The 21,106-nt window shown below is 62.9% G+C and carries 24 protein-coding genes; 10 read left to right on the top strand and 14 right to left on the bottom strand.

The window, feature by feature from the left end; all coding sequences use genetic code 11:
* The first annotated feature begins 145 nt into the window (after nucleotides 1-145).
* On the top strand, nucleotides 146-352 hold the full coding sequence (locus HALRU_RS00195) for a hypothetical protein (protein WP_015299398.1): 207 nt from the start codon (nucleotides 146-148) through the stop codon (nucleotides 350-352).
* 108 nt (nucleotides 353-460) lie between these two features.
* Here the strand turns inward: HALRU_RS00195 and HALRU_RS00190 are convergent, their stop codons facing one another.
* Nucleotides 461-1,537: a S66 family peptidase gene (locus HALRU_RS00190; RefSeq protein ID WP_015299397.1), complete on the bottom strand. Its 1,077-nt coding sequence runs from the start codon at nucleotides 1,535-1,537 to the stop codon at nucleotides 461-463.
* A 131-nt stretch (nucleotides 1,538-1,668) separates the two neighbouring features.
* Between HALRU_RS00190 and tenA the strand changes: the two genes are divergently transcribed.
* The 4 genes from tenA (at nucleotide 1,669) to HALRU_RS00170 (ending at nucleotide 5,039) form a co-directional block, all read left to right on the top strand.
* On the top strand, nucleotides 1,669-2,325 hold the full coding sequence (gene tenA / locus HALRU_RS00185) for a thiaminase II (RefSeq protein ID WP_015299396.1): 657 nt from the start codon (nucleotides 1,669-1,671) through the stop codon (nucleotides 2,323-2,325).
* A gap of 461 nt (nucleotides 2,326-2,786) precedes the next feature.
* Nucleotides 2,787-4,229: an Nramp family divalent metal transporter gene (locus HALRU_RS00180; RefSeq protein WP_015299395.1), complete on the top strand. Its 1,443-nt coding sequence runs from the start codon at nucleotides 2,787-2,789 to the stop codon at nucleotides 4,227-4,229.
* A gap of 130 nt (nucleotides 4,230-4,359) precedes the next feature.
* Nucleotides 4,360-4,590, top strand: coding sequence for a ubiquitin-like small modifier protein SAMP2 (gene samp2 / locus HALRU_RS00175; RefSeq protein WP_015299394.1), 231 nt, complete (start codon nucleotides 4,360-4,362; stop codon nucleotides 4,588-4,590).
* A complete protein-coding gene (locus HALRU_RS00170; RefSeq protein ID WP_015299393.1) occupies nucleotides 4,587-5,039 on the top strand; it encodes a GNAT family N-acetyltransferase in 453 nt (150 codons plus the stop codon). The genes samp2 and HALRU_RS00170 overlap by 4 nt, the downstream gene beginning before the upstream one ends.
* 32 nt (nucleotides 5,040-5,071) lie before the next feature.
* Here the strand turns inward: HALRU_RS00170 and HALRU_RS00165 are convergent, their stop codons facing one another.
* The 6 genes from HALRU_RS00165 to HALRU_RS00140 all read right to left on the bottom strand — a co-directional run bounded on the left by HALRU_RS00165 (nucleotide 5,072) and on the right by HALRU_RS00140 (nucleotide 9,494).
* On the bottom strand, nucleotides 5,072-5,506 hold the full coding sequence (locus HALRU_RS00165) for an NUDIX domain-containing protein (protein ID WP_015299392.1): 435 nt from the start codon (nucleotides 5,504-5,506) through the stop codon (nucleotides 5,072-5,074).
* A 49-nt stretch (nucleotides 5,507-5,555) separates the two neighbouring features.
* Nucleotides 5,556-6,092, bottom strand: a complete 537-nt coding sequence (locus tag HALRU_RS00160) for an NUDIX hydrolase (RefSeq protein WP_015299391.1) — start codon at nucleotides 6,090-6,092, stop codon at nucleotides 5,556-5,558.
* A 69-nt stretch (nucleotides 6,093-6,161) separates the two neighbouring features.
* Nucleotides 6,162-6,443 carry a hypothetical protein gene (locus HALRU_RS00155; protein WP_015299390.1) on the bottom strand — a complete coding sequence of 94 codons (282 nt, stop codon included), beginning with the start codon at nucleotides 6,441-6,443 and terminating at the stop codon, nucleotides 6,162-6,164.
* A 109-nt stretch (nucleotides 6,444-6,552) separates the two neighbouring features.
* Nucleotides 6,553-7,947, bottom strand: a complete 1,395-nt coding sequence (locus HALRU_RS00150; protein ID WP_015299389.1) for a phosphoglucomutase/phosphomannomutase family protein — start codon at nucleotides 7,945-7,947, stop codon at nucleotides 6,553-6,555.
* A 210-nt stretch (nucleotides 7,948-8,157) separates the two neighbouring features.
* The gene (locus HALRU_RS00145; RefSeq protein WP_015299388.1) at nucleotides 8,158-8,547 is read right to left on the bottom strand and encodes a hypothetical protein; all 390 of its coding nucleotides are present in this window, start codon (nucleotides 8,545-8,547) and stop codon (nucleotides 8,158-8,160) included.
* A gap of 56 nt (nucleotides 8,548-8,603) precedes the next feature.
* Nucleotides 8,604-9,494, bottom strand: a complete 891-nt coding sequence (locus tag HALRU_RS00140) for a hypothetical protein (protein WP_015299387.1) — start codon at nucleotides 9,492-9,494, stop codon at nucleotides 8,604-8,606.
* A gap of 667 nt (nucleotides 9,495-10,161) precedes the next feature.
* On the opposite strand from HALRU_RS00140, the gene HALRU_RS00135 reads away from it, so the two are divergent.
* Entirely contained in the window at nucleotides 10,162-10,749 is a 588-nt protein-coding gene (locus tag HALRU_RS00135; protein WP_015299386.1) for an NADPH-dependent FMN reductase, read from the top strand.
* A 42-nt stretch (nucleotides 10,750-10,791) separates the two neighbouring features.
* Here HALRU_RS00135 and HALRU_RS00130 read toward each other — a convergent pair whose 3' ends face one another.
* On the bottom strand, nucleotides 10,792-11,040 hold the full coding sequence (locus tag HALRU_RS00130; RefSeq protein ID WP_015299385.1) for a GIY-YIG nuclease family protein: 249 nt from the start codon (nucleotides 11,038-11,040) through the stop codon (nucleotides 10,792-10,794).
* Between the two features lie 289 nt (nucleotides 11,041-11,329).
* Between HALRU_RS00130 and HALRU_RS00125 the strand changes: the two genes are divergently transcribed.
* Nucleotides 11,330-11,497 carry a hypothetical protein gene (locus tag HALRU_RS00125; RefSeq protein ID WP_007701338.1) on the top strand — a complete coding sequence of 56 codons (168 nt, stop codon included), beginning with the start codon at nucleotides 11,330-11,332 and terminating at the stop codon, nucleotides 11,495-11,497.
* A gap of 201 nt (nucleotides 11,498-11,698) precedes the next feature.
* On the opposite strand, the gene HALRU_RS00120 is transcribed toward HALRU_RS00125, so the two are convergent.
* Both HALRU_RS00120 and fni read right to left on the bottom strand, forming a co-directional pair.
* Nucleotides 11,699-13,066 carry a hypothetical protein gene (locus tag HALRU_RS00120; RefSeq protein ID WP_015299384.1) on the bottom strand — a complete coding sequence of 456 codons (1,368 nt, stop codon included), beginning with the start codon at nucleotides 13,064-13,066 and terminating at the stop codon, nucleotides 11,699-11,701.
* Nucleotides 13,067-13,320: 254 nt separating this feature from the next.
* Nucleotides 13,321-14,382, bottom strand: a complete 1,062-nt coding sequence (gene fni, locus HALRU_RS00115) for a type 2 isopentenyl-diphosphate Delta-isomerase (RefSeq protein ID WP_015299383.1) — start codon at nucleotides 14,380-14,382, stop codon at nucleotides 13,321-13,323.
* Between the two features lie 161 nt (nucleotides 14,383-14,543).
* Here fni and HALRU_RS00110 point away from each other — a divergent pair, with 161 nt between their 5' ends.
* Nucleotides 14,544-15,008, top strand: a complete 465-nt coding sequence (locus HALRU_RS00110; protein ID WP_015299382.1) for a hypothetical protein — start codon at nucleotides 14,544-14,546, stop codon at nucleotides 15,006-15,008.
* Between the two features lie 11 nt (nucleotides 15,009-15,019).
* Here HALRU_RS00110 and rpiA read toward each other — a convergent pair whose 3' ends face one another.
* Complete coding sequence (gene rpiA, locus HALRU_RS00105; protein ID WP_015299381.1) at nucleotides 15,020-15,703, bottom strand: ribose-5-phosphate isomerase RpiA; 684 nt, start codon at nucleotides 15,701-15,703, stop codon at nucleotides 15,020-15,022.
* A 75-nt stretch (nucleotides 15,704-15,778) separates the two neighbouring features.
* Between rpiA and HALRU_RS00100 the strand changes: the two genes are divergently transcribed.
* Nucleotides 15,779-16,747 (top strand): DMT family transporter, encoded by a 969-nt coding sequence (locus tag HALRU_RS00100; protein WP_015299380.1) that lies wholly within the window; start codon nucleotides 15,779-15,781, stop codon nucleotides 16,745-16,747.
* Between the two features lie 689 nt (nucleotides 16,748-17,436).
* On the opposite strand, the gene HALRU_RS00095 is transcribed toward HALRU_RS00100, so the two are convergent.
* Nucleotides 17,437-18,420, bottom strand: a complete 984-nt coding sequence (locus tag HALRU_RS00095) for a hypothetical protein (RefSeq protein ID WP_015299378.1) — start codon at nucleotides 18,418-18,420, stop codon at nucleotides 17,437-17,439.
* 177 nt (nucleotides 18,421-18,597) lie between these two features.
* Entirely contained in the window at nucleotides 18,598-20,256 is a 1,659-nt protein-coding gene (locus tag HALRU_RS00090) for a thiamine pyrophosphate-binding protein (protein ID WP_015299377.1), read from the bottom strand.
* 116 nt (nucleotides 20,257-20,372) lie between these two features.
* Here HALRU_RS00090 and HALRU_RS00085 point away from each other — a divergent pair, with 116 nt between their 5' ends.
* Nucleotides 20,373-20,801 carry a DUF6069 family protein gene (locus HALRU_RS00085; RefSeq protein WP_015299376.1) on the top strand — a complete coding sequence of 143 codons (429 nt, stop codon included), beginning with the start codon at nucleotides 20,373-20,375 and terminating at the stop codon, nucleotides 20,799-20,801.
* Between the two features lie 64 nt (nucleotides 20,802-20,865).
* On the opposite strand, the gene HALRU_RS00080 is transcribed toward HALRU_RS00085, so the two are convergent.
* Nucleotides 20,866-21,066 carry a hypothetical protein gene (locus HALRU_RS00080; RefSeq protein WP_015299375.1) on the bottom strand — a complete coding sequence of 67 codons (201 nt, stop codon included), beginning with the start codon at nucleotides 21,064-21,066 and terminating at the stop codon, nucleotides 20,866-20,868.
* Nucleotides 21,067-21,106 lie beyond the last annotated feature (40 nt).

Here is a 21,106-nt window from a genome sequence, read left to right as displayed (position 1 = left end):
GGGAAGCCCGAAGATAAAACGACCGAAGGACGATTCGGGCGGCGGACGCCGGTGTCGCCCTCTCCCGTCCGCGACGGGCGCGACACCGGCGCCGCATATGCAAGCTACATCCATATCGGTGGGTCCGCTGAACGCAATTTCAGTAATGGCATTCGAACCAGCCGTCGACTGTCCGGTCTGCGAGACGACACTCGCCCCGGATCGCACCCTCGAAGATCACCTCTGCAGGAATCATACACAGGAAGAACTCGCCAGACACCTCGTCGGCGCACACGACGGGGCGGGACAGCCAGCCAGCCGACCCGTCCTCCCCAGCGTGGGGCCGGGCGGTCACGAGCGCGAACTCCGATAGCGACCCGACCGACGCCGCCACCAGCCGTCGGATACCGCACCCGTTCTCCTCACGATCGACGTGGCAAGCCGTCGCCCAGGACAGTCCGCTGGATTCGAGCTGCGGCCCTCACGCCCCATCGAACGAAATACGCGCTTCGGCGGGATCGATCGTCGCCATCGCACCCACGGGGACGGGCACCGTCGGCGCGCAGTGGCCGAACTCGACGTCGAAGACGATCGGCACGTCGGGGTTGTAGAGCGCGATCGTCGCTTCGATCGCCTCCCGGAGTTCGTCCCGATAGGCCACCCGTTCGTCGGCGGGCGGCTCCTCGAACGCGTTTCGGGCCTTCGCCCGACCCACGATCACGCCGTCGAAGCGCTCCAGGAGCCCGCGCTCGCCCATCGCGATGAGGAACTGTCGAGCGTACCAGGGTTCCGGCATCACTTCCGACGTCTCGAGGAGCAAGATGTCGCCGTCGACGTCCGCAGGCTCGGGCACCGCGACGTTGGCGGCGAGTAACTGATCCAGCACGGTCAGGCAGCCGCCCCAGGTGCGCCCGGTCACGGGCCCGGTCGCGTCGTCGCTCCCGCCGGCCCAGCGCCAGCCGTCCGACGGCTCCGTCTCCCGGCGTCGCTCGAGGTTGTCGGGATCGGCCCAGTTGAGGTCGTGATCGGAGAAGAACTCGGCGGGGCCGATCTCGCCGATCGACTCCTCGAACAGCGCCCGCCGGCTGTACTCGACGGTGTGATCGAACATCGAGCCCTGCATCGCGAACTCGGTCAGGACGCTCGGGCCGTAGTACGAGACGATTCCCTGTTGCCAGAGGTACGACGCGAGGATCGTGTTGTCGCTGTAGCCGAAGAACCGTGTCGGGTTCTCGCGGAGGACGTCGGGGTCGAGCTGATCGACGAAGCGGATCTGGTCGTCGCCGCCGAGCGTCGTGATGACGCCCGATATCTCGGGGTCACGGAAGGCCTCCTCGATGTCGCGGGCCCGCATCTCGGGGTCGGCGGACAGCGTCTCCTGATCCGCCGTCGCGGTCGGGTACTCGATCGGTTCGAGGTCGAACGCCTCGCGGATTCGCTCGAGTCCCAGTTCGTACACGTGCGGGAACGTCGCCGCCGCACCGGAGGAGGTGGCGACGATCGCAACCTTGTCACCGGGTTCGAGTGCCGGCGGGACGACGAATTCGTCGGTGGACATACGTTCGCGTTCTCACGCGACACCTAAAACGGTTAGCAGGAGCGGCGACCGGTTCAGCTGAAATCAGGCGCCTGACGATCGACAACTCGATACTACCACCACCTATTACGCAGGCTGCCCAACGTCCCTGTATGGCTTTCAGCGACGAACTCCTCGACGCCGGCGCCGAGATCTGGGAAGCGCAGTACGAGCACCCGTTCGTCACGGAACTGGCCGACGGGACGCTCGATCCCGACGCCTTCCGTCACTGGGTGGAACAGGACTACCGGTACCTGCTGGACTACGCGCGCACCTTCGCCATCGCGGCGACGAAGGCCCGACAGGAGGAGCGGATGGCCGGCCTGCTGAACGTCGCCCACACCACCCTCCACACCGAGATGGACTTTCACCGCGAGTTCGCAGCGGACTACGGTATCCCCCGGGAGGACCTCGATTCGACGGTAAAAGCACCGACCTGCGTCGCCTACACCAACTTCCTCGTCCGCACGGCCCACGAAGGGACGCTACCCGAGATCGCCGCCGCGGTCTACCCCTGCGGACAGGGCTACCTCGACGTGGCCGAACACATGGCCGAACTGGCCGACGAGGAGCACCGGTACACGCCGTTCATCGAGATGTACACCAGCGACGAGTTTTACGAAGTGGCCGACTGGCTGCGCACGCTCGTGGACGACTGCGCCGAGCGCAACCCCGGCGAGCGCGAGGCCATGCGCGAGGCGTTCCTGACGAGTGCCCGCCTCGAACACGAGTTCTGGGAAATGTGTTATCAAAAGGAAAAACTATTTTAAAAGCACGACTGTACTGATTACCATTGACAAGCAAGAAATCGCTACTCCTGTCTATTGGTAAGGGTTTTCTGCAGTTTTCAGCTTTGGTACTCCCAGCAGTAGGCGCCAGTCTAGGCCTGTGGTGGGGTGCATACAATGTCTTCAAAAACGATTTATCCCCAATGACGTCTATTATTCTTGCCTCAGTTTTAGTTATGACATTGATTTCTATGTTACTATACAATATGAAGGTGTTGGCAGGAAGGAAGAGGAAAGAGGATGGTACGCGAGGAATCCAGAAGAAGTTGTAGAGGCGTTTGTATCTGGAATTGTCCCAGTGGTGATGCTGGTATACATCTGAGAGATGTGCGACACGCAAGCGGAGTGGAGTCCGTAATCGAGCCCATCTGGTCGCACACAGTCACCTCATAATTCAGCGCCACCAACATAACTGTCAAAAGGGGACGGAACACCCGTACTGTATGGCCAGTGGAAACGGCGAAGGCAAATCAGTCGGTGGGGAACGATCGCACGGAGACGGACGACCCGACGGCGGGACCGCGACCGGCGGGGCGGACGGCGTCGACCTGGACTACCCGAGCGACGACTGGGCCGGCTTCTTCCGAAATCACTTCGGACCCTCGATGCTCTGGGCGCTGATCGGGATCGGCGGCAGCCACATCGTCCTCGGGCCGACGATGGGGGCGACCTTCGGACTGTTCGCGATCTGGGTCTTCGCGTTCATCTACCTGGTCAAGTACGGTGCCTGGGAGCTCGGTATCCGGTACAACTACGGAATCGGCGGGAATCCGGTCGAGGCCTACGACCAGCTCCCCGGCCCGGCGAACTGGATGCAGTGGTATACACTCGGTGTCTTCGTGATCGGCTACGCTGCGATCACCGCGGGCGTCGGCCTCTCGAGCGCCGCGCTCGTGAGCCCGTTGGTCCCGCTATCAGTCCCTCAGACGTTCGTCGTCCTCGTCGGGATCGCCGGCGTACTCGTGATTTTCGCCCGCTACACGCTCCTCGAGAAGATCCTCCTCGGATTCACGATCGTCCTCGGTATCCTGCTGGTCCTCGGCGCCGTCGTCGGCCCGCCCTCGCTCGATGTCGTGGCGGAGACGGCCATCTCACCCGATCTCGGTGGCGAACGCACGGTCGTCTTCGTCGGCTTGTTCGCCGCGGCCGCGGGATTCGCCCCCACCGGGTTTAGCACGAGCGTGTTGATCGGGAGCTGGAGTACGGCGAAAGGGGAAGGCGCGAATCAGCTCCGCGACGCGGACCTCGATCCCGACGACGAGCGGTACCACGACTACATCCGCCAGTGGATCCGGACCGGTCGACGCGATTTCAACATCGGGTACGCGTTCAGCTTCCTGCTGGTCGCGGCCATGATCGTGCTGTCGTCGAACGTCCTCTACCCGAACCCGCTCGATGACGCCAACTTCGCGTACGAGCTCGGGCAGGTGCTCTCGGATTCGTTCGGCGAGTGGTCGTTCTGGGCCATGCTCGTGGGCGGCTTCGCCGCGCTGTACTCGACGGTCATCACGCTCCTCGATGGGGCCTCGCGGGCCGCCGGCGATATCTCGCCGATGGTACTGGGGGACCGAAGCCCGGACAATGAGACGGTCCGCCGGGCTGTCGTCCTCACGACCGTCGTCGCGAGCAGCGTCGTCGTCCTCGCGCTGGGGAACGTCCCGGTCACGTTCGTCGTCACCGTCGCGGCGATCCTGGCGGTCACCGAGAGTCTCTTCTACCCGGCGAACTGGTACGTCGTGAAGAAGAACCTCCCCGAAGCGTTCCAGCCCTCCAGGACGTGGGTCGCCTACTACGCGCTCAGTCTGCTCGCCGTCGTCGTCTTCGGCCTCATGGGCGCGGCGGCCCAGCTTGATCTCGTTCCGGAACTACTCGACGTCCTTCGATGAGGGGGAGCGAGCGGGACGATCGAGCGGCGACAACCGAGACGACGTCGGCGCGTCCGCCGAAAACGGAGGTGTCCCCAGGTCACGTTCCCTCGACGACGCCCTCAAGCCACTCCGGCCCGAACGGCCGGCCATGCGCGTGACCGTCGACGTCAAGGGCGAGGAGACGCACGAGGTCGACCTCGAGACGGCCGAGGGCACATCGGCCGCCGGGTCGTCACCCCCGACGTACGCGGAACTCCTCGCAGCCATCGACTACAGCCCCCACGAGGTGAGCGTCCTCGTCGACGGCCACCCGGTCCCCGAGGACCAGCCCGTCGAGACCGACGAGGTGACCGTCCTCCGGCTCATCAAGGGCGGGTGATCGGCGTGGCCGAGCCGTCAGTCCCCGCCACGATTCGGCCAGCCACACCCGACGAGTCGCTTTCCGTTCGACGGATTCTCGACGCCGCGATGCTCGAGTTCACCTCCCTCGACCCGCGAATCGCCGCTGACGACGTTCTCGTCGCGACCGACGGCGCCGGAACGGTCCGCGGGGCGATCGTCCTGAAACCGGAGCCGATCGCCACGGGCCGAGAGCCGGATTCGGTGCCAACCAACCCGCGTGAACGCGGCGCCCACGTCGACGCGATCGCGGTCAGGACCAGCCATCGTGGCCGGGGAATCGGCGAGGCACTCGTCGAGGCGGCGATCGAACGTGAGGGTCGCCTGACCGCTCACTTCGACGGCGCCGTTCGACCGTTCTACGAGGCGCTCGGATTCGACATCGTTCGGATGGGTGACGATCGGTACGCAGGCGTCCGCGAGCGGTGACGTCCGGCGTGATCGCGTGCCAAGACGGACGCTTATTGTCCTCTGGCCAACTCGACCGCTTCGACGTACTCGACGAGGTACGATTGTACGTCTGACCGGTTACGGAGTTCTTCGGGTGAAAGCCAGTGGACCGTCTCGACTTCGGCCGATTCGCAAACCTGCGCGACGCCACCGGTATGTTCGCACAGCGTGACGACGTTCAAACACTGAGTCCCGTCGTCGGCCGTGAACGTGGAACTGCAGACGTACGTTACCGCACCCACCTCGATCCCGACTTCCTCGCGAAGTTCCCTGCGGGCCGTTTTCGCGATCGCGTCGTCGGTCCCCGGTGGCGTCTCGAGTTTCCCGCCGGGAAACGCCAGTTCGCCCGCCGCATGTTCTTCGTCAGCACCGCGTTCGATGAGGAGGTACTCGTCCTCGCGGACGACCGCTCCATCGACGTTCACAACGTATCCGTACTCGTCCATGAGTGACGATGCTGTCGGACGATGAAAGTGGTATGGGTAGTTCGTCGCCTCACGATTCCGAATCGGCCGGATACGGTCTGGTTCGAACCTGCTCGTAGGCAACTCGCTCGGGCGGTGCGGTGAACCACTCGACCGCGGCGATCTCGCCGGGACGGGCCCGCGGCGTGCCGTCGACGTACTCGCCGTCGAAGATCACGATCGCCTCGACGATCGGTGGCGAGTCGTCCGGTGGGTGGTGTTCGACCTCGTGGAACTCCCGGATCCCGGTGAGCCGGCAGTCGACGCCCGTCTCCTCGCGGACCTCGCGTTTCGCCGCCTCCGCGTACGTCTCGCCGGCTTCGCGTTTGCCACCGGGATTGGCCCAGCCGACGTCGCCCTCGTTGCGAGCCAGGAGGACCGCTCCGTCGTCTCGCGTGAGCCAGACCCCCGCCCCGCCGAGGGCTCGCCGCTCGAATCGCTCGCGTTCCCGTTCGTAGGTCGCTGCCGTCACGTCCCAGGACACCTCGACGCACCGAAAATCGTCCGTCTCGCCTAACCGGGAGCGCACCCGCCGAACGCGGTCGCGGCTGTCCGTCGTTACTGACATTGGATCCGCCGATTCACACCCGCTCGTGAAGTAGGTACTCCCCGCCACCGACTCACTTCCCCCGACGACCTACTCCTCGCCGACGGCCTCGTCCGCACCCGAAGCCGACGGATCCGAGGTGTACACGAGTTCGAGGGAGAGTTCGGCCGTACAGCTCATCGCCGCCTCGTCGAGGTCCGTGTCCGACTCCCGTTCGTTCAGGTAGCCGTTGCACCGGCCGTGGGTGACGACGTTCGAGATCGTGGCCGCCGACCCGCACTCCGGACAGTCGATGTAGTAGCTCCCGTCCTCGTCCTGGTGCCAGGCGTCGGCTCCCAGTTCCATTCTGGCCGCGTCGCCGTCCGATGACATAGGGAGTCCGACGGGGCCGTAACTCGTAAAATCCGGGCCGGCACAGCGGTTCAACGGGGGTGACTGGCGGGGTCCGACTGGCGGGCGGACAGCGGCCAGTGGGGTTGACTCAGACCAGTCGGGCGACCAGGTCGGTTCCCTCGTCGAGCAAGGCGTCGACACGCTCGTCGTCGCTCGCCTCGGCGTACACCCGTAACACGGGTTCGGTCCCGCTGGGGCGCACGAGCAACCACGAACCGTCCGTGAGCAGGAGTTTGAACCCGTCCGCCGTGTTGACGTCCTCGACGGGCTCGCCGGCTACCGACTGGGGGATTTCGTCGGCGAGCGCCTCGATGACTCGCGCCTTCTCCGCGTCGGGACAGTCGACGCTGCGCTTGTCCTGGACCACCGTCCCGTGCTCTTCGAGGAGGCGGTTCACCCGGTCGTCGATCGGCTCTGCGGCGTGCATGGCCGCGGCGAGCAACGCCACGAACACGCCGTCTTTCTCGCGGACGTGCCCGCGGACGGTGAATCCGCCCGACTCCTCGCCGCCGACCAGCGCGTCGTGGTCGGCCATCGCCTGCGCGACCCACTTGAACCCGACCGGCACCTCGTGGACGGTCTCGTCGTGGGCTGCAGCGACGCGATCGACGAGGTACGTGGTCGAGACGGTCCGAACGGCCGGCCCCGAATCGAACGTCAGGAGCCAGTCGTACAGCGCCGCGAAGAAGAGGTTCTCGTCGATAAGCCCGCGGTCAGGGGTCACGACGGCCAGCCGATCCGCGTCGCCGTCGTTGGCGATGCCGAGGTCGGCGTCACCACGCTGGACGTGCTCGATCAGGTCCTGCAGGTTTGCCGTGGCGGGTTCCGGCGGCGTCCCACCGAAGTCGGGGTCGCGTTCACACCGCAGACGCTCGACGGACGCGCCCGCTTCCGACAGGAGCCGGTCCGTGTATCCGCGCCCGGAGCCGTGCATGGCGTCGTACGCGACGCTGAGGTCGGCGATCGAATCGACGGCCCCGGGGGCGATCGCATCGAGTCGGTCGCGGGCAGCCGCGGCGTGTGACTCGCGAAGATCGACCGCCTCGACGGTCCCGTGCTCGGCCTCGGGCAGCGCCTCGGGTTCGGCGAGTCGGTCGGCGATGGCATCCATCACCGCGGGGAGTGCGGGGGCGCCATCGCCAGGGATGAACTTCACGCCGTTGTACTCGGGCGGGTTGTGCGAGGCCGTGACGACGAGCGCCCCGGCCAGCTCGCGCTCGACGATCGTGTGGGCGACCACCGGCGTCGGACAGTCGCGTGCCGAGAGCACCACGTCGAATCCGTTCGCACACAGGACGCGCGACAGCTCCTCGGCGAAGCCGCGCGAGGTCTCCCGGGCGTCGTAGCCGATCGCCACCGGGGCCGTCTCGCCTTCCTCACGCAGGTACGTCGCGACGGCCTGGCCGACCATCCGGACCCGCGGAGCGGTGAACGTCTCCAGCGTCGCCCGCCAGCCGTCGGTCCCGAACGAGATCTGCTCCATACCCGACGATCCACCGCCCGTAATAAAAAGTCGCCGACGGAAACCACGCTCACTCCGTTCGCGAGGATGCAACGCACGTCCCAGAACAAGCGGGCTTTCGACCCGCAACCCTCACTCCGCCGGCTGGGACTCCCACTCCTGGATCGAGTGCCGTTGCTGACGCAGAGGGATTTGTATCCTCGATACAGCGGCTACCCTAGTGCGGGTGTGTTACGGTGAGTGGACGACGAGACCATCATCGGGCGAGTAATCGGCGAATAGTTTCCGAGGCCAAGACCTGGGCGCCTCTAAGTCCGTCGGGATACGTGTTGTTCCACTTTCATCGCTGCTCAGTTCGTACTCGACGAATCGCGCGACATCCTCGAACTGTTCCGTCGCATATCCCTTTCCCTCTTCGAGGAAAAACCGATCCTCGAGCAGACTCGTTCCATCAGACCCTTTGATGGCAATATTGAACCATAAGTCCTCATCAGAGAGATTACTTACGACAAGGACAGTAGTCTCTTCATCATCGTCTTTGAGAATACGTTCCAAACAGCCCACACAGAAAACGACTACTCCGACAGATATTGTCTCCAAAATAGTTCTACGGCCTATCATAAATACCAATTTTATGATTATATGGATTTATATATGTTTCTAAATCCTGTTGTAAATTACATCACGTCTTTGGCCTTCAGATGGAAGGTATCCCCTTCTGGAGTGTGTTGAAACTTTTCTGACTCATCATACTCATTTGCGGAAAATGTAATTGTTTCTGGATAGGAAACAGAGACATCTGGTTTGACTCCTTCCCAAGCATATGTATAAAAGCCCCTGAAGGATGTTTCGGGCCGGAAATCAACATCCTCTACGAGAAAGACCCCCGCCGTAGCTAGTTGGCTCCAATCCCATTCTCCACCAGTTAAGCCCGATTCCCACGCCGCTTTGCGACCATCCACAAGGACACCAAGACCTGAACCCGTATAACTTCCGCCATCAAACTCTGTGAAATCGTCAGTGACTACAGATTCTGGAACTTCCTTATAGTCCTTAACATCAACCCGATTCTCTTCCCATGTAAGCCCTAATGTATCTACCGGATTTTTAGGCCCGTAATACGTGATTCCCGGCCCAATCGGAGACAAATCCCAATCAAGACTATAGTTGAATTTCATAAAGTATGAATAATGAAATTCGCCTGGGTCAGCACGCGGTTCATAGCTTAATGAAAATTGAACATCAATATCAGCGTCGCACTCTAACGGTTCAACGCAGATATTTGAGTCATTGCCAGCGGTCTGGGTTGTGTTATCGTATCGATTTCCGTTCAAAGAAACCTGGAGGTCCTTTTCCTGATGAGATACGCCTTTTTCATCAAGATACTTTTGCCTCTCTTCCAAACCTTTTTCCTTCGCAATTCTATTCGACTCTAAAATAACGTCAGTAAATCGCTTGCTTGGATCGGTACCTCGGCTCGCAATTGCAGTATTTGCGGCTATTGAACCAAAAAGAGTTGTGCCTGTCGATGCCAATACAGATCTTCGCCCAACGTCTTTCCTAGACATTGCATTTACTTCTATAATAGACAGATATATGAATATTTCTAACTTATAATATAAGATAAACCATTCAAACGCTAAGTTTGCCTAAAGTACAGATAGGCTATTTTTTATAATTCCTTCTCAATTTATAGAATGGTCTAACAAATCAAGGTCGCCGATTACAAGTCCCAATGCGATATCGACGGCATCAATCCAATCACCTACTATATGGGATGCCCCCCAATAAAGTATGTACAATATGAGACAAGGACATTCGTCTCCCACCGTACCGAAGTTACCATATTCAATCAATTTCAGCCATGGCCGTATTTTGTGAAAACTTTATCCAGCTAATCAGAGTATATTACCGAAGCAGCCAGTTTTAGCCTTATATAAATAATTTATGTTGCCATATAAATGGGAATATAAAACATTTTATGCATAATGAACACTAACAGTCATAAAATATCGCCGATGATATAAGATGGCACAATATGACTGTTCGTCTCAGCACGTAACCACTCTTAAGTTCCGAATGCCGCATACGATTTGCTCAATCAACGATCAACTTCAATCGGTGTCGAAACGTTGGTCAGCTGAATGGAGTCTTACCCGTCAATCAACAACGATCCGCTAGGCTGGCATGCCAACCCGACGGGGCTTTAGTAGCGCCCGTGCTATCGTCCTCGAAATGAGGTCCCCACCGACCGTCCTCGCCGTCGTCGGTAGTCTTCGCGAGGACAGCTACACGCGAACCGCCCTCCGATACGTCCTCCAGGCGGCTGCGGACGCCGGCGCCGAGACGCACCTCCTCGATCTTCGCGAGTACGACCTTCCCGTCTACGACCCAGACCGAAACGAACAGGGCGACAGTTCCACCGTCAAACGACTCGTCCGCGACGCCGACGCCGTCGCACTCGGCACGCCCGTCTATCACGGCTCGTACTCGGGCGCACTGAAGAATTTCCACGACTACTGCGGATGGGACGAGTACGAAGACACCACCGTCGGTCTGCTCGCCACCGCCGGCGGCGGGAGTTACGGCTCGACGCTCGAACATATGCGCGCAACCGTTCGGAACGTCCACGGCTGGACCCTGCCGCATCAGGTCGGGATCAGGAACGCGAGCGACGCCTTCGTCGCCGAGCCGGACGCCATCGACGGCCGTGCGTTCCGCGACGCGGCGCTCGAAGAACGCGTCGAGACGCTCGGCGAACGGCTCGTCGAGTACGCGTTCATCGACGAGCAGTGTGTCCAGCCGACCGCCGCCGACGACTGACGACGCACGTCGAATCGACGAGCGGACGAGCGTCTCCCGTAGCTACGAGAAACCGACGAGGCGCTCCTTTCGGCGTCGCGAATACTGTTTGATCTCGTACTCTCTGGACATCGCCGCCGATCGCGAGTCGAATCGCTCGACGTGGACGACCTCGACGGGCGTTCGCGAGCGTGTGTACTTCGCCCCCTCGCCGGCGTTGTGCTCGGCGACGCGTCGGTCGAGATCCGTCGTATATCCGGTATAGAGCGTCCCGTCGGCACAGTGGAGGACGTAGACGACGTGCCGGGACATACGCTGGCGTTCGAGCGGATCGACAAAAGCCTCCCGTCCGGAATCGCCAGCCCACCCGACTCGTCGAGTGGACGGATGCACCGATCCCTCGCTCGGCGGTGCACGGGCCAGAGCGCGCGCGAGCGGTCGACACGCGACACGACGGGCCAGGACTCGGCCGCATTACTCATCCATCATATAGGTTTCGGTGGGAACGCGCTCCAGACACCCGCTCGTGCCATCCTCAGGGGCGCTATAGCGTGTATTAAACAGAACGCTTATAAGGGGTTGCGCAGAACGGGGTAACCGTATGGCAGACCTTATCGTCAAGGCCGCTGTGAAGGAAGCGCTCGATGACAAGAACGTCGCCTCGGACTTCTACGACGCGCTCGACGAGGAAGTCGAAGCCCTCCTCGACGACGCCGCACGACGTGCCGAAGCGAACGACCGAAAGACCGTCCAGCCGCGCGACCTGTAAGGTAACTTCGACTGCGTTTTCCGTTCACCGACTCCCGAGCGACGGGCGGTGAACGTGTATTTCACCCGGTTAGTCTCGGCTCAACCAGGTAGCGTCCACTCGAACAGACAGCGTCAGTTCGGCCAGGGGGCGTTCACTCGAACAGGTAGCGACCGCTCGGCCAGTTAGCGTCTACTCGAATAGGTAGGTCCGCTCGACCAGTTAGCGTCGACTCAACCACTTCCGGAGGCGACGCCAGAGCGACCGAACCGTCCCGCCCGTGCTGGCGGGCTCCCGTCCACCGTCCTCGGTAGCTCGCTCTTCAGTCGTCGGGCCGGCAGTCGAATCGGTCGACGTCGGTCGACGGTGCCGGTCGGCCACCACGGGATGGCGATCACCGACCTGCTCGGCCGTCGGTGCGAGGACCGTATCGACACTGACCACGACGGTTGACGGACTCGACGGGGCCCCAGTAGCCTCGTCCGTCACCCCATCCGTTGTCCCACTGGGGGTCGGGCCGACCGTTCTCGGTTCGACCGAGGTGGAGTGACCCGTCGCGGATTCGGCCGAGGCGGGACGAGTCGGCGTCGATTCGGGCTCCGAAACGAGCGCAGCGATCTCTTCGAGTTCGGCGCGGGTGACGAGCGCGCCTGCATCGTCGGGTGTCGGTGGCTGTTCGGTGATGGCCGGCCCCGTCTTCCGGTCGGAGACGTCGGCTTCGTCCCCCGTGTCGTGTGGGCCCCACTCGAACGCGCTGTCGGTCGCTTCCGCACGGGAATCGTCGGCGCCGCGAGCCGCTTCGGCGGAATCACTGTCGTCCGGCCCGTGCGTTTCGAGGGCCGAGACCGCAGCGTCGACCGTGTTCGACGATTCGACGCTCACCGACGCCTCGTTCCTCGCCTGTGATCGCTCCGGTTCCTCGGACTCGCTCGACGGTTCGATCGACTCAGCTGGTGGCTCGGCGTCGGCGAGTAACGATGCCAGCGCGTCGCCAGCGTCGTCCGGTCTGAGATCGGCGGCTGCCGCGTCCGAATCGGTCGTATCCGGCTCCTCGTCGTCGAGCAGCGAGAGGATGTCGTCGACGCTCTGCTCGGAGACCGTCCGTCGTGGGCCGCCACCGGAGAGCGACGCGACCGTCGCCTCCGCGCGTTGCGTTTCGTCCACTTCGGCGAGCGGGCGAGCAGTGAGGTCATCAGTCGCATCGGTCGATTCACTGGTCGATCCGGACTCACTCGTACTCGTCGAGGTATCGGGTTCAGCGGCCGGCTGTGACGCGGCCTCGGCCCGCGACGCCGTCGAGAGCGGTGGTGCCTCCGCTTCCAGTGTCTCGAACACCTCGTCGATACCGGTCGTCGAAATCGTGCGTGTGGGACCGCCAGAGAGCGCGAACGCGTCGTCGTCCGCAGCCTGCGGGCGCGAAGCCGTCTCGAGGACCTCGTCGACGCTCGACTCGGAGACGTGCCGTCGTGGGCCGCTCTCGCGGAGCGCCTCGACGATCTCCTCCGTGTTCCGATCGGTCGCCTGGAGCAACGCCTCCAGCGAGTCGGTGCGCCGAATCGGCCCATCGTCGCCCTCGGTTCGCGATCCCATGCTCCGGCGGAGACGACAGGATTGATGGTTATAAATTTTCCCCACCATCCATATTAAAGTATTCGGATAACAAGTTCAAGGTGGGATTGAGGCGGGATCAGTCGTCCCTGTAGCGGTTCAACGCTTCGAAGAATGAAGTCAACTCCCGATCGAGCCGCCGGTCGATCGGCGGACGGCGATCGGTTCTGGTGGACAGATTGGACAGGAGGGAAATCGCACGCAGGAGGTGAGCTCGCACGGGTGAGCCAACCTGCTCACGGCGCGCGTTCGGACAGGTACGTCTTCGTTCGACCGAGCACGACGTGCTCCGCCGTCCGGAGATCTGCCACCTGCTGCGAGCCGGTGACGAACATCGCGGTCTCGAGTTCCAGTTGCAGCGTCTCGATCAGGTCGACGACGGCGTCGGTCCCCTCGGCTGCCGGTCCGAGGAACGGTTTCGCGAGCCCGCCGGCGCGGGCACCGAGCGCGATCGCCTTCGCGATGTCGAGGCCGGAGCGGACGCCGCCGCTGGCGATCACGCAGTCGTGGACGTCGGCCGCCTCGATCGTGCTGATGGCCGTCGGCAGGCCCCAGCGGCGGAATCGCTCGCCGACCGCTGCCTGCCGATCCGCCCCCACGGCGCGGGCTCGGTAGGCCTCGATACCGGACCAGGTCGTGCCGCCCCGCCCGGCGACGTCGATGGCGTCGACACCGGCATCGGTGAGTCGCTCGGCCGTCTTCCCCGAGATACCGTTGCCGGTCTCTTTGACGACGACGGGCACGGAGAGCCCCTCGGCGACCCGCTCGATCGCCTCGAGACAGCCACGTGCGTCGACGTCACCCTCCGGCTGGACGGCCTCCTGGAGGAAGTTGAGGTGGATCGCCATCGCGTCGGCGTCGATCATCTCGACGGCGCGTTCGACCTCGGCCACGCCGTACTCGTCGAGCTGGGCGGCGCCGATGTTTCCGTAGAGAACGGCATCCGGGGCGACGTCGCGCACGACGGTGTAGGATTCGAGCAGGTCGGGGTCGTCGAGCTCGAGACCGGCGCGCTGGCTGCCGACGCCCATCGCGATTCCCGTCTCCTGGGCGGCCGCGGCCAGGTTGCGGTTGAGCTTCGTCGTGTTCGGGTGGCCGCCCGTCATGCTCTCGATGACGATCGGCGCCGACAGTTCGTGCCCGAACAGCGTGACAGACTGGTCGATCTCGTCGCGGTGGATCTCCGGCAGCGCCTCGTGAACCAGTTCCACGTCGGCGAAGCCGGTCCCGCTCGTCTCGACGTCTTCTTCTTCGATGATCCGAATGTGGTCGTCCTTTCGATCGGCTGTCTCGGGCATCTAGCCCACCGATCGGTACAACCCGGCAAAAACCGTTCGTTTCGGTGCCAAACCGGTGATCTCACGAACAAAAGGTCGAAACCCGCGGTGGGATCTCCGATCCGTACTGGAGACGATGGTCGGAGACCGGGCTATTTCGTCCGAGTCGTGGTACCACGACCATGGTTCGTCATCCACTCTCTCGATCGGCCCGCGCGGCGCTGATCGCGTTCGGTCTCGTCGAGATCGTCGCCCCGCAGCCGGTGATCGACGCCTGTGAACGGATCGGACTCGAAAACCCCGGCGACGGGCGACTGCGCTCCGAGGCACTCACTCTCGCCCGACTCGAGGGCGCCCTGTTCGTCTGGGAACTTCGTCGCGGCCGGCGACGAACGCCGATGACCAGCGGCGCGCTCACCAGCGCTGGACTCCTCGCCGTGCTCGCACCGCGGCCGCTGATCCGATTCAGTCAGTCCTTCGCCTACGAGAATCCGCACGAGCTGAAACTGAAGTCGTGGGTCGTCCCCGCCACGCGGGCCCTGGGCGTGCTCTACCTCGCCGTCGTCGCGCTGGCTGCCCAGCGCGATACGGAAGCGGACGAACGAGACGCACAGGCAGACACCCTCGTCGAACGAGTCACACAGTAAGACGCCCGAACTCACTGCAACACGTCGACGCCGTCCGCGCTGCCGACGTAGATCTCGTCGGCGAGATCGACGAACAGGCCGTGTTCGACGACGCCCGGGATCGTGGACAGGGCCGTCGCCAGCGTCCCGGGATCTCCAATCTCACCGAAGTCACAGTCGAGGACGAGGTGGCCGTCGTCGGTGACGACCGGGCCGTCCTTTCGCTCGGCCTCGCGCAACGTGGGCTCGCCGCCGAGGCCCCGGAGGCGCTCGGCAACGACCGATTCGGCCCCCTGGAGGACGGCGACGGGGACCGGCCAGTCGAGCCGATCGGCCAGCTTCGAGTCGTCGACGACCACGAGGAAGCGGTCTGCCGCCGCGTCGATCAGCTTCTCGCGCGTGTGGGCCGCCCCGCCGCCCTTGATCAGGTCGCCGTCGGCCACCTGGTCGGCGCCGTCGATCGCGAGGTCGACACCGTCGACGGCCGCCAGCGTGGTCAGTGGGATCCCAGACTCGCGTGCCAACTGGGCCGACTCCGCGGAGGTCGCGACGCCGTGGACGTCCAGGCCGTTCTCGACGGCCCGCCCGATCGCCTCGATGGCGTAGGCCGCCGTGCTCCCGGTCCCGAGGCCGACGACCGTCCCATCCTCGACGGCGTCGGCCGCCGCGTGCCCCGCCCGGCGCTTCGCCTCGGCCGATCCGTCACCCGCTTTCATACGCGCCTAGGGGAAGGGGACCGGCAAAAAACCAGTCGTCTCGCGACGAGATGCCGGATCGATCGGTCGGCGTCGATGGCGGCGATCCGTGCAGCCACCGCCAGCGCCTTGGAACTCCCGGCCCAACTCGTCGCCGTGTCACGATCGCTCGACGCCTCGCTCTTTCTGGTGCTGTCGGTTCTGTGGGGGCTGTCGTTTCCCGCGATCAGCGTGGGTCTCGACTCCCTGCCGCCCCTTTTCTTCGCGGGATTGCGCTACGACGTGGCCGCGATCCTCCTGCTCGCCGTCGCCGCGATTCGCATCGACGGGTGGGTTCCGACGCGCCGGGACGACCTCGCGGCGATCGCCGCCGGTGGCTGTTTTCTGGTCGCCGGTAACGGCCTGTTGTTCGTCGCCCAGCAGACCGTGCCGAGCGGCGTCGCCGCTATCTTGCAGTCACTAACTCCAATCGTGACGGCCCTGCTGGCGATCGTACTGCTCGACGAACACCTGACGAGAGTCGGCGTCGTCGGCGTCGCGATCGGGTTCGTCGGCGTCGGGCTGGTCATCTCCCCCGATCCGGGCGCGGTGCTGGCCGGCGACACGGCGGCGCGACTGCTCGTCGTCGGACAGGTGTGCAGCATCGCCCTCGGCGGCGTCCTCGTGCAGCGCTTTTCCCCCGCGATCGACCGCGTCGCCCTGACCGGGTGGTCGATGGCCGTCGGCGCACTCGTCCTCCACGCAGCGAGCGGGGTCGCAGGAGAGCACCTCGTCGGCGGGCCGACCCCGACCGCCGTCGGCGCCGTCCTCTACCTCGGCGTCTTCTCGACCGCGGTCGCCTTCCTGATCTACTTCGCGATCCTCGAGAAGTACGGCGCGTTCGAGGTAGCACTGGTCTCGTACCTCGTCCCGGTCGTCGCGACGGTCGCCGGCGTCTTCGTCCTGGGCGAGACGATCGGCCCCGGCGCAATCGCCGGGTTCTCGCTCGTCGCGCTCGGGTTCGCCCTCCTGAAACGAAACGCGCTGGTCGACGTCGTCGACGTGGTAGCGGGAATCAGACCGTAACCTCGCCGGTGCGCGATCTCCGTTCGGCGGTCACTCCGCGAGCCACTCGCTTGCCTGCGGTTCGTGCGGGTCCGTCGGGACCTCGACGAGGACGGGTTCGGCCGCCGAAATAACGATCAAAAGGAATTCGAGCCGTATGTTAGCAACCATATTAATCCCCCCGCCAGCCCATGACTAAATATCTAATAGTTCGCTATTATCTCGTTTCTCCATATCGTTCCAGCCAGTTTTCATACTCCGTAATTTCGTCGGGGCCAACCGTTTCCGAGAACCAACCTATTGCGTCGCGGCCAGGGTGAACCATGCCCATTAACCCGAAGTCCGATCCGGGTTCGATACCACGTGACGTCGACCGAAAGGTACGGTCGATGTCGGTTAACCTAGCTACGACTTCATACGTACCCCGTTCAGGCCAGTCGCCAGTAAGGTAACACTGATACGGGGCGTCCGACGGATCCGGCTGGTCAGTCGACTTATCGATCGACGAGAGTGTGATCGACGTATCTATCCGAGTTTCACCGTCGGCGTTGACCTTCAGATCGACTGTCTTTCGCTCAGAACTCTGGTTTTCCAGTGCCACGTAGACGAGTCGAGGTTCCTCCCGGGAAAGACGAGACAAACACCCTGCGCTAGTCATGGAAAGCATGCTGCCAAAGTACGCGATGAATCGTCTTCTGCTCGTCATCACGCTAGCCACCAGACTGGGTTGTAACTGTTACCTCAATTGGAAGGTCAGTAGTCCAGTAAACTGGCCTTTCCTCCTCGATCGCCCGTTGGGTGACCATCGGAGGTAAAACTGTTCCAGATAGCGCTTTAGCTCTCATAGGATTTATTTTACTTATCCCCCTCCTTTTAAGCTCCTCATCCTCCATTGAGGAGACGCTCGTTTCTGTTGATTCCCATGGGGATGAATGAGTAGAATAGTTAACTCGGTACTCGACTTTTGCGTCCCACATTGAATATGATGCGTCTACCTCGCTGACAACGTCCATTGTACCAACGGCAGGATATTCCCCCGGTTCTTGATCCACAATGATCCAGGAATAGTGAGTCATATCTGAACGGCCTGTGTAAAAGGAGTCGTTCCATTCCAGTTTACGATCATCACCAGTGTCAAAGTCAGTTTCATCATAGGCATCATAAATATCTGACGCGCTAAAGAAATAGTCAAAAGGACCAGCAATCTGACTCAGACCGTATTCGACGGTTGCCGCTGCAACATTCTCCATCCCATCGCGTAGGGGAGTTTCATTAGTTGCCGCACCTAATGTATCCGACCCGTTCGGTGCAACATTAAATTCAGCCCATCCATTAATGATTGACGCAGATAGTGAATGTTCCTCAAATGCGTATCCCCTCGTCCCATCCGTTTTTTGATTTCTGAATAGGCAGCAGGTGTCGAAGTTTTGTACGTATTTATCACCACCCGGGCGAGGGACAATTTCTGCTCCCCACCAGTTTAAGACAGATGAAACGACAGTTGCTGCTGCATCCTCATCATCCATAGGGAAATTCTCTTCGTAAACATCCCAGGTCTCTTCCGGACCTCCGCTTTCGATTACGTTTTGCGCTTCTGCGTGGTTAGCCAGCGTGAAGCCACCAATCACAGATCCAGCAGATAATGCATTTTTTATGTAATCCCTCCTTCCATATCGGGTGTTGAACGATTTCATGCGTCATATCATAATGTATATTTTACTATAAAATTTTCTATTGTTTCTAAATTTATATTCTGGGTGAACACCCTTCCACGACCATGCTTGATAAAGAAAAATCGAGCGATATAGCAAATTAGTTGGATCGATTTACCCCTCGACACCTTATTTGTTAGTGAAGGAAGAATTTTCGAGTTACTCCGCGAGCCACTCGCTCGCCTGCGGTTCGTGCGGGTCCGTGGGCACCTCGACGAGGACCGGTTCGTCCGCCGAAACGGCCTCCGTGACCGCCTCGGCCACCGCATTGCGGCCCTCAGCCCGCCTCGCAGTCATCCCCATGCTCTCGGCCATCGCGACGAAGTCGATCGGCGCGTCGGGCCAGCCGTAGGCGCTCTCGGCGAGTGCGTAGGAGCGTTCGGCCTCCTCGCTGATGATCGCGTAGTCCTCGTTGCGGAAGACGACGATCGTGAGCGGGAGGTCCTCGGCGACGGCGGTGTGGATCTCGTGGATGCACATCATGAACCCGCCGTCGCCGGTGAGGACGACGACGTCGTCGTCCGGGTTCGCGACCTGCGCGCCGATCCCCGACGGGAGGCCGGTTCCCATCGTCGCCCAGGAGCCGGGGTTGACGTAGGATCGCGGGCCGTAGGCGGGGAAGGCGTTGAGCCCCCAGACGCGGAAGCCGCCGGCGTCGGCCGCGACGACGGTGTCGCGGGGGAGGGCGTCGCGGACGGTTTCGAGTGCAGCGACGGAGGTGAGTGGGATGTCGGTCACCTGCAACTCGGCGATACGTTCGGCGAAGTCGTCGCGGACGGCCGCCGCGCGGTCGGAACCTGGCGTCTCGTCGGCGCCGGTCGGGCCGGCGACGTCGCGCTCGGCGAGCGCCTCCCCGATGGCCGGGAGCGCATCGGCAGCGTCCGCCAGGAGGCTGACGGCTGGTTCGTAGCCCGTTCCCAGATCGTCCGGGTCGAGCGTGACGTGGACCAGCTCGTCGGGCACGTCGACAGACCAGGCGCGGGTCGCGACCGCGTCGAAGTTCGTTCCGACGGCGAGTGCAGCGTCCGCCTCGGCGAGTAAGGAGAGGAGGGCCGGCGGGGCACTCCCCGAGAGCGTGCCGGCCGAGAGCGGGTGATCGGCCGGGATCGTTCCCTTGCCCTTGTAGGTGGTCACGACGGGCGCGTCGAGTCGCGTCGCGACGGCCTCCAGGTCGACGCTCGCGTCCGCCGATCGGACGCCACCGCCGGCGATGACGACCGGTTCGTCGGCGTCGGCGAGGAGGTCCGCGGCGGCCGCGACGTCCCCCTCCGCGGCGCCGGACGGCCCGTCCCGCGAAAATTCGGGCGGCTCGGCCACGGCCACGTCCTTTCCGAGGAAGTTCTTCGGAATGCCCACCCGGACGGGACCCGTCGGGGCCGTCTCGGCGATGGCGATGGCCTCCTCGAGCGCCGCAACCGCGCCTTCCGGGCGTTCGACGAGGACGTTCTCCTTGACGACGTTGTCGTAGGTGTCCGGCGGCGTCTCGTGGATACCCTCGCCGCCGCGGATCTCGGGTTCCGTCTCGACGGCGATGTGGACCAGCGGCGTACAGTCGTTGTACGCGTTCTTCAGCCCGTTCATCGCGTTCATGTCACCCGGCCCTGGAACGACGACCGTCGCCGCAGTCTTCCCGCTGGTCTCGGCGTAGCCCCACGCCTGGTGCGAGACGGCGGTCTCGTGGCGAGCCATGACGAACCGGACGTCGTCACGCCCGCCGATCGCTTCGTTCAACGGCAACGTCTGCTTCCCCGGGATCCCGAAGACGGCCTCGATCCCGCTCTCGGCGAGCCGGTCGACGACCGCAGTACTCACGCGCATGGTCGGTCGTTCGCGGGGCGAGTATTTCAACGGCCGTGTTCGTCCCGAAGGTTGCTGTCGCCGAGCCGAAATGGGTACACTCTAACCGTCCTGCGTGCAACTCGCCGGACAGACACATGGCATCGCAATTCGACGCCGCCGGTGAATCGATCCCGACCGCGACGCTCGCCGTCAGAGGCGTCGTCGCCCTCGTCCTCGCGCTGGTCGGCAACGGCCTCCTGCTCGGCGCCGTCCTCGCGGCCGACCTCGTCGCGTCGATTCAACAGTTGTCCATCGGCCCGGTCGCGCTCTTTACGGTCCTCGGCGTGGCCGGCGCCACGCTCGTCTTCGGGCTGCTCACGCGCCGATCCGACCAGCCAGATCGGACGTTCATCGTCGCCGCCGCGGTCGTCCTCCTCCTGTCGTTCGGCCCGGATTACTGGGTGCTCCAGAACGAACCCGGCGCGACCGTCGGCGCGGTGGCAGTGTTGATGGTCATGCACGTCGTCGCCGCGGCGGCCAGCGTCGTCGCCCTCACCGACCGCTACTCGCCGATCGCGCGATAGTCACACGCGACCTACCCGGCGCTCGTCACCACAGTCGCTCGCTCCGTTCGAATCGTCTCACTCGTTACTCGAAGGCCTCGTACTCGATCGCGCGAACACCCCGATAGACCAGATAGCACAGGTACGCGAGGAGCGCAAGGAGTCCGGGCGGGCCGAAGAGAGAGGGCGTGCCGGAGAGCGTGTAGACGGTCGTCACGACGACGAGCGCCCCGATGACGAGGAAGTGGACGAGTGGGACACTTGCTGTCGGCCGTCGCTGTGTCATACGAAGATGTCCGAAGGTAAAGAAATACCAATTTCGGTGC

The organism is Halovivax ruber XH-70 (assembly GCF_000328525.1).
GTDB lineage: Archaea > Halobacteriota > Halobacteria > Halobacteriales > Natrialbaceae > Halovivax > Halovivax ruber.
This window is presented reverse-complemented; position numbering and strand designations above follow the sequence as displayed.

Excerpts from the sequence above, each read along its gene's own strand:
- HALRU_RS00100 (WP_015299380.1), top strand. The coding sequence starts at position 15,779 with ATGGCGGCGATCCGTGCAGCCACCGCCAGCGCCTTGGAACTCCCGGCC.
- HALRU_RS00160 (WP_015299391.1), bottom strand. The coding sequence starts at position 6,092 with ATGTCAGTAACGACGGACAGCCGCGACCGCGTTCGGCGGGTGCGCTCC.
- HALRU_RS00120 (WP_015299384.1), bottom strand. The coding sequence starts at position 13,066 with ATGGGATCGCGAACCGAGGGCGACGATGGGCCGATTCGGCGCACCGAC.
- HALRU_RS00085 (WP_015299376.1), top strand. The coding sequence starts at position 20,373 with ATGGCATCGCAATTCGACGCCGCCGGTGAATCGATCCCGACCGCGACG.
- HALRU_RS00165 (WP_015299392.1), bottom strand. The coding sequence starts at position 5,506 with ATGGACGAGTACGGATACGTTGTGAACGTCGATGGAGCGGTCGTCCGC.
- HALRU_RS00195 (WP_015299398.1), top strand. The coding sequence starts at position 146 with ATGGCATTCGAACCAGCCGTCGACTGTCCGGTCTGCGAGACGACACTC.
- HALRU_RS00095 (WP_015299378.1), bottom strand. The coding sequence starts at position 18,420 with ATGAAATCGTTCAACACCCGATATGGAAGGAGGGATTACATAAAAAAT.
- HALRU_RS00190 (WP_015299397.1), bottom strand. The coding sequence starts at position 1,537 with ATGTCCACCGACGAATTCGTCGTCCCGCCGGCACTCGAACCCGGTGAC.
- HALRU_RS00140 (WP_015299387.1), bottom strand. The coding sequence starts at position 9,494 with ATGTCTAGGAAAGACGTTGGGCGAAGATCTGTATTGGCATCGACAGGC.
- HALRU_RS00155 (WP_015299390.1), bottom strand. The coding sequence starts at position 6,443 with ATGTCATCGGACGGCGACGCGGCCAGAATGGAACTGGGAGCCGACGCC.
- HALRU_RS00080 (WP_015299375.1), bottom strand. The coding sequence starts at position 21,066 with ATGACACAGCGACGGCCGACAGCAAGTGTCCCACTCGTCCACTTCCTC.
- HALRU_RS00130 (WP_015299385.1), bottom strand. The coding sequence starts at position 11,040 with ATGTCCCGGCACGTCGTCTACGTCCTCCACTGTGCCGACGGGACGCTC.
- samp2 (WP_015299394.1), top strand. The coding sequence starts at position 4,360 with ATGCGCGTGACCGTCGACGTCAAGGGCGAGGAGACGCACGAGGTCGAC.
- tenA (WP_015299396.1), top strand. The coding sequence starts at position 1,669 with ATGGCTTTCAGCGACGAACTCCTCGACGCCGGCGCCGAGATCTGGGAA.
- rpiA (WP_015299381.1), bottom strand. The coding sequence starts at position 15,703 with ATGAAAGCGGGTGACGGATCGGCCGAGGCGAAGCGCCGGGCGGGGCAC.
- HALRU_RS00110 (WP_015299382.1), top strand. The coding sequence starts at position 14,544 with ATGGTTCGTCATCCACTCTCTCGATCGGCCCGCGCGGCGCTGATCGCG.
- HALRU_RS00135 (WP_015299386.1), top strand. The coding sequence starts at position 10,162 with ATGAGGTCCCCACCGACCGTCCTCGCCGTCGTCGGTAGTCTTCGCGAG.
- HALRU_RS00145 (WP_015299388.1), bottom strand. The coding sequence starts at position 8,547 with ATGATAGGCCGTAGAACTATTTTGGAGACAATATCTGTCGGAGTAGTC.
- fni (WP_015299383.1), bottom strand. The coding sequence starts at position 14,382 with ATGCCCGAGACAGCCGATCGAAAGGACGACCACATTCGGATCATCGAA.
- HALRU_RS00090 (WP_015299377.1), bottom strand. The coding sequence starts at position 20,256 with ATGCGCGTGAGTACTGCGGTCGTCGACCGGCTCGCCGAGAGCGGGATC.
- HALRU_RS00150 (WP_015299389.1), bottom strand. The coding sequence starts at position 7,947 with ATGGAGCAGATCTCGTTCGGGACCGACGGCTGGCGGGCGACGCTGGAG.
- HALRU_RS00180 (WP_015299395.1), top strand. The coding sequence starts at position 2,787 with ATGGCCAGTGGAAACGGCGAAGGCAAATCAGTCGGTGGGGAACGATCG.
- HALRU_RS00125 (WP_007701338.1), top strand. The coding sequence starts at position 11,330 with ATGGCAGACCTTATCGTCAAGGCCGCTGTGAAGGAAGCGCTCGATGAC.